5 protein-coding genes are annotated in these 6,123 nt (G+C 45.8%); 2 read left to right on the top strand and 3 right to left on the bottom strand.

The window, feature by feature from the left end:
• The 3 genes from J7J01_09675 to J7J01_09665 all read right to left on the bottom strand — a co-directional run.
• Nucleotides 1–419, bottom strand: a 419-nt coding sequence (locus tag J7J01_09675) for a hypothetical protein (protein ID MCD6211131.1), incomplete at its 3' end; no start/stop codon positions are given.
• A gap of 183 nt (nt 420–602) precedes the next feature.
• The gene (locus J7J01_09670; protein MCD6211130.1) at nt 603–1,205 is read right to left on the bottom strand and encodes a plasmid pRiA4b ORF-3 family protein; all 603 of its coding nucleotides are present in this window, start codon (nt 1,203–1,205) and stop codon (nt 603–605) included.
• Between the two features lie 480 nt (nt 1,206–1,685).
• On the bottom strand, nt 1,686–4,520 hold the full coding sequence (locus J7J01_09665) for a DEAD/DEAH box helicase (protein ID MCD6211129.1): 2,835 nt from the start codon (nt 4,518–4,520) through the stop codon (nt 1,686–1,688).
• 300 nt (nt 4,521–4,820) lie between these two features.
• Between J7J01_09665 and J7J01_09660 the strand changes: the two genes are divergently transcribed.
• A complete protein-coding gene (locus J7J01_09660) occupies nt 4,821–5,234 on the top strand; it encodes a hypothetical protein (protein ID MCD6211128.1) in 414 nt (137 codons plus the stop codon).
• Nucleotides 5,234–6,100, top strand: coding sequence for a sulfite exporter TauE/SafE family protein (locus J7J01_09655; protein MCD6211127.1), 867 nt, complete (start codon nt 5,234–5,236; stop codon nt 6,098–6,100). The genes J7J01_09660 and J7J01_09655 overlap by 1 nt, the downstream gene beginning before the upstream one ends.
• The last annotated feature ends 23 nt before the right edge of the window (nt 6,101–6,123 follow it).

The following is a 6,123-nucleotide window of genomic DNA, read 5'->3' as shown; positions in this document are numbered from 1 at the left end:
TTATTAACTCTCAAAATTATTTGTTGGCCGTATATCTTAACTTCTATCTCATATTCTTTCCCTTCGATGATTTCTTCACTCCTCCCAGCAACCTCTAGGCCGTTCCAACCAATTCCTTCTTTATACCTAACTATTACATAAGCGTGCCCATATCCCCCAATCCCAATTGAATAGTATTCTTTTGTTTTAGGATCATAACCTATAATCACCCTCCCTGCAACATCTTTATCTTTAATTTTATTAAATTTAACCCGCGCCTTTATCAGACCATTTTTCATAGTATCTTCAAACAAAACTATACCATAAGGTGCTGATGGAATCTTAGATCGAATCTTAATATCTGGGCCCGTATATATTGCAGTGTATCCTTCAAATCGCCATTTTCCAACGATGGCCACAAAATTGTTGACTTTCTTCATTTTATCAACGTCAATCTATCATTATTTTCAACGTATAAAAGAATAACGCAGGTTGCGACTTGAACAAGATTTTCATCGCCTGCAATTTCGGACAACGCTCCGCAAACATACGAAGTTCGGCTTTGTTGAATTTGGACGTAACGTAGCCGTATATCCTATCCGCTGTTAGGTGAGGTGCATCTTTTATCCAAATGCAAATTTCCGACGTTTATTAAGGTCATCAAAACTAACCTCATTCACATCGAAATGTTCAGGATTAAATTCTCCACCGACCCAATCTAACATTTCTTCATGTTCCTCATAGTCTGGATTATTTATAGCCTCTAAGAATTCTTCATAGCCCCAGATTCCTCCACAATCTTCAGGTGGGCATGCCCTTTTCCCAGTGATACATGCAGGATATTCAATATTTTTGTCTCGAGGAAGTATCTTTTCCAATTGTATCTTATGCTCCCAGTTATCTCCAAAATCATAGGTGTAATTTGCTATTCTGTTTTCCATAGAAAACCAGTCAGCAATCTTTTGCTTGTGCTCTGAAATAATTTCTTGTCCAAAAAACTCTGCTTCCTCAGTTGGGGTTCCTATCCTCACATTTTCTCCAGTAGAGGGATGACGCATCTTAAATTTATGGAGGTGATAATCTTCCCAGCCCATCGCATCCTGAATAGCAACGTGTAAATCCCAAAATGTATACGTTTCTGGAACCTGTATTCGCCACCAGATTGGTGGCTTAATGCCTTTCAGCGTAATCTTAAATTGGTATACCTTATCAACTATGGAGTGCACCCCAAGATGATGATTTGAGAACGGTTTATGGAATGCCTTAACTATCTTTTATTGGAATCAGATAGAAGCTCCCTATCTCTGGATTTCTAATTACAAAAAGATGGGTATTTTATTTGAAAAGTTATGGCACAGTTATTTTAAGAAAACAATTGATACATTAAGCGATTATTGACCTGATAAGGGATTTTTTTCAGCTGCGAGTGTATGAGGTTTACGATTTTATAGAATTTATCGCCAATAAATTATTCCGGTGAAGACAGCGAAGTCAAAGTTAACCCGAAATTTATGTTAGTTTCGTGCTCTGCGTTCGTCATATTACCTTATTAGTAAAGCATCAAAGGTGGGAATTATTAGAATATGACTTGCATGGCAGATAACGGCGAACATACGCAGAGGGCATTTGAAGAAGCTGCCCTCACCCTCACTTATGCTATTTAAAGAAAAAGAATCACTCATTTCTGTTATCTTACCAGGTGGTTATCAACCCCAGAACCGTCTCGTGCTCGTGTATTGCCGCTCTGCCTCCAGTATATAGCGATATAATCTCCATTCTGAGCCTTCTGCCTTCCTTATTATTCTCGATGCCGCTTCTGGACCTATACCACGAGCAGCGAGTGCAATTACCGCAGGGATGCCATGCGAAAGCACAAGATTCGCATTTCGATATACACGCATCACCCGTTTCTTTTCCACTTTCGCTTCCTCTTCACCCGTACCTGTACCTGTACCCCTCACTGCCATGATCTCTTCATTCTCCCAGGGCTTCAAAGCCGCAATCAAACGCGAATTACAGACCGGACAGATGAGCGATTCACTACCGAGCTCCACAATCGTCCTCACTCGTCTGACCGATTGCCAGCGCTTACAATTCAAACAGAATAAAATCACCCTGTCGTTCATTATTCTATTCCTCAGTGCATCTATAATCAAACTCTCACCGCGCTCCGTTGCCAGAACATCTCGCCAGCTCGAATACCCGGATGCACCAATAGGGGTTTGCGAATCCGCGAAAATGACCTTCAAATAGCCTGATTTCAGACCTCGCACCACCTCCTCTGTACGTCCCACATCCAGCTTATCTGAAAATATCCCTTTCACCGTCTCCTCGTAGATCGGCGTGCCCGCAAATATCTTTACCAGTTTATCTAAGGAAACACCGCTTCTATCGTAATTCTTACGCAATGCACCAAATCTCTTCGCCACATTCAGTAGCTCCCATTTGAATAACAATGAGTTCTTCAATGTCTTTTCTATTATCGTGCGAATAAATTTGGGCTCCAGTGCTCGGATCGTCTCCTCTATTGCTTTTCTATCCATCTTAAGCCCTGATTTTAGCTTTATTCGATATGGATCTATCTCCATTGCGATATCAGTGCCGAGTCGTGCACCGAGCAGGGCGGTTATCACTCTCCCTAATGTCCCGTTCACAAGATGCCCCAGACATGCATTTATCACTACCTCTTTACCATTTCCATTCAGCTCCACAAGCAGCATATTCGCCGTTGGTACTGCATGTCCTTCCTCTATCTGCCGCTGTATCAGCTCCACAACCGACTTGAGCGTTGGTGAATCGGCGAACTTGTGAGGATTAGATGCGATTTCGGCTCGTAACTCACCCACTTCCTGCGCAATATCAAAAGGAACAGGTATCTCTTCTCCTTCCCAGTTCGGTATCTCACCCTCCTTCTTCGCTCCTGGCTCCACCTTCAGCCGCTCTCCTGTACTTATTTCTGCTGCTCCCGCTCCCGTTACTGCTCCTGCCCCTGCCCCTGGAACTGTATCAACTATCCGCCATGTCTCACCTCTCGCAACGAATAATGCGCCAGGAGTGGCGAAATTATGTACGAATCGCTCATCCAGCATGCAGATCAGCTTACCACTCACAATATCAATCACCTCATATCTCTTCTCATCGGGAATCATCGAGAGGTTCTCATAGTAATACTCCCTTGTGGTTCTGCTTCTCTTTACATGCGTATGCGCTCCATCCACTCTTGATAATAATAGCCCTTCATCCTCCAATTGCTTCACCACTCGCTTCACTACATCAAGTGAAACATCACGGTAGGGATATGCGCCCCGTATAAAAGAGTGAAGTTCCGGGAGTGATATCGTGCTTGTGCCGTAATCGAGCAGAATACCGCAAATTTGATGCGCCATGACATCAAGCGAGCCGATCGTCATTTTTTGCGGTTCTATATCGCCCGATTTCGCTCTACGTGCTATCACCAGCGACTCAGCAACGTCATCGGGTGTAAGTGCAATGATCATGCCATGCGAACTCTTCTGGTATGAATGTGATGCCCGACCCACCCTCTGCACCAATCTCGTCACCTCACGTGGCGATGCATACTGGATTACCAGATCAACAGAGCCGATGTCAATGCCGAGTTCCATAGAACTGGTACAGATAAGCCCTCTTATCTCGCCACTCTTCAGTTTATCCTCTGCCTCCAGCCTCGTCTCTCGCGAGAGTGAACCGTGATGGACACCAACCAGCCCGGGTTCGAACCTGTTAATGGAAGAAGCAAGCATCTCCGCAGCTCTTCTCGTATTTACAAATATCAAACTCGATTTTGCACTCTTCACCGCACCGGTTATTGCTCTTATCTGGGCATCTAACTCCGTTCCTGGACATAAAATATCTATCTCCATCTCCCTTCTTGTACTTGCATTCACAACTGTCATCGTACCAGTTCGTCCCGCGAAGTATCTCGCCACTTCTTCTGGGTTGCCAACCGTGGCAGATAGGCATATGCGCTGGAAATCACCTGAGAGTCGTGCTATCCGCTCCAGTGCAATTGAAAGCTGTGCACCTCGTTTTGAATTCACAAGTTCATGTACTTCGTCTATTATCACATGCTTCACAGATTTCAAATTCTCACGCAGCCTCCGACCCGGTAATATCGCCTGTATCGTCTCTGGAGTAGTAATGAGCATATCAGGCGGGTTTACAGCTTGCTTTCTCCTCATATACGCGCTGGTGTCACCATGGCGGACCTCGATACTGATGCCCAGCTCCTCACCCCAGCGCTTTAACCTCAATAGCATATCACGATTCAAAGCGCGCAGGGGCGTGATATAAAGTGCGAGAAAGCCACCCCTTTCATACCCCAGTAGCCTGTGGAACACCGGTAGAATCGCCGCTTCGGTCTTACCAGAGCCTGTGGGTGCAATGAGTAATACATCTTTACCTTCAAGAATGAGCGGTATAGCTAATTTCTGAGGTTCTGTAGGTGTAGGTTGTGAAAAGGACTTCACCAATATCTTACGAATCCTGGGGTCAAGCTGTGAGAAAGTCTCATCCTCATCCATCTGTGAATTTTGCTGTGAACTTACGGGTGCAGACGCACATCACTCCTTTATATAAAAATTGGTTGACTGCCTATAAAACATTTTGTTTGGTTATGTCTACGAGCTTCACCACGGTTCTATTGCAGGTATCCAGTCATAATAAGCCCCCATTAGCGTCGGTGAATGCGTGAGAGCACACGTAATATTTCCCAAGTTATCACCCTCTTTCTTTGATAGACTTTTAACTCAAAACCATAAACCTTTTTATATAGATACTTCAAATATATTTGAAATATTATGACCAAGACCATGGTAGAGAAAATGAAACTAAGCGTGAAAGTTATAGGGACGGATCCGCCATGCCCGCGATGTCACCTGACTTACGAGCTGGTGGGTGTGCTTGCAGAAGAGCTTGGGATAGATGTGGAATTGGAGAAGCTGGTCGTGGGAACGACAGAGGCGGAGCGATATGGGAGATGCGTATCGTTAAGGCAGTTTGCGGAGCTCGTAGGTGAGCCGATGCCTGATATAAGCGATGAACTTGCGAGGGGTGATGCCGAGGGTTTGGATCGAAAAGCGAAACCACTCCTCGAACGGCATCCGGACAGCGGTCTTGTTTTAGCACCCGCAGTGGTGATAAATGATGAATTAAAATTCTTCGGGCAGGTTCCGCAGAAGGAGGATTTGCGAGTAGCGCTGCTGGAGGCGAAGTCAATAGAAGGAGGTGAAGCATAATGCCTGTATCGATAGATTTTTTGACAGCGGCAATTGTGCTGCTGATTACCGGGCTTGGCGTGGGATTTGCGAGTGGACTGCTCGGTGTCGGCGGCTGTTTCATCATGATTCCCGTTCAGGTCTGGGCATATACAGCTTTGGGTATACCATTCAATACTGCGATGGCGATTGCCTTCGGCACGAACCTGTTCGTGGTGCTTCCCACTGCGGCAAGCGGCGCTTATGGGCATACGAAAAAGGATGCAGTATGGTGGAAAGCGGCGATTTTTCTCGGTGTATCTGGCGCAGTAGGTGCGGTCATTGGTGCGACCATCGCAACAACGCTCGTGGGGATGGGATTGGGTTGGATTCTCAGTATAGCTTTCGGCTCCGCAATCATTGCCGGCGCAGTCAGAATGCTCACAGCGAAACCCCCGGAGGTTACCGGTAAGAAGCCCGTAGACAGTCCGCTGTTATGGATTCTCTGGGGCGTTCCGCTCGGCATCGTTACCGGTATCATCGGCATAGGCGGAGGCGTGCTTATGGTGCCTGTGATGGTCGTCGCACTCTCATTTGGAATCCACCGCGCAGTTGGCACTTCCACTGCACTGATGATATTCACCTCCATCGGTGGACTCATTGGCTACATCTACAACGGTTTAAAAGCGGGCATACCATTCGTGTTCCACAATCTTCACATGCTGGGATACATGAACCTTGAATCATGGATTCTACTCGCGGCAACGAGCGTGCCTATGGCTCAGGTAGGCGTCCGAACAGCGCATAAACTGCCCGCAAAGCAGTTGCGATACGTATTCATCGTCGTGATGCTCTATATGGGCTGGGTGATGATAAAAAAGGGATTGGGGATTACACTGCCAATATAAATTAGGAATAGCGAAAAAATGTT

The sequence above is a fragment of the Methanophagales archaeon genome, from assembly GCA_021159465.1.
Taxonomy (GTDB): Archaea; Halobacteriota; Syntropharchaeia; order Alkanophagales; family Methanospirareceae; genus G60ANME1.
This window is presented reverse-complemented; position numbering and strand designations above follow the sequence as displayed.

What these genes read in the sequence shown, in the direction of transcription:
- J7J01_09660 (MCD6211128.1), top strand. Translation starts at nt 4,821, where the DNA reads ATGAAACTAAGCGTGAAAGTTATAGGGACGGATCCGCCATGCCCGCGA.
- J7J01_09665 (MCD6211129.1), bottom strand. Translation starts at nt 4,520, where the DNA reads ATGGATGAGGATGAGACTTTCTCACAGCTTGACCCCAGGATTCGTAAG.
- J7J01_09655 (MCD6211127.1), top strand. Translation starts at nt 5,234, where the DNA reads ATGCCTGTATCGATAGATTTTTTGACAGCGGCAATTGTGCTGCTGATT.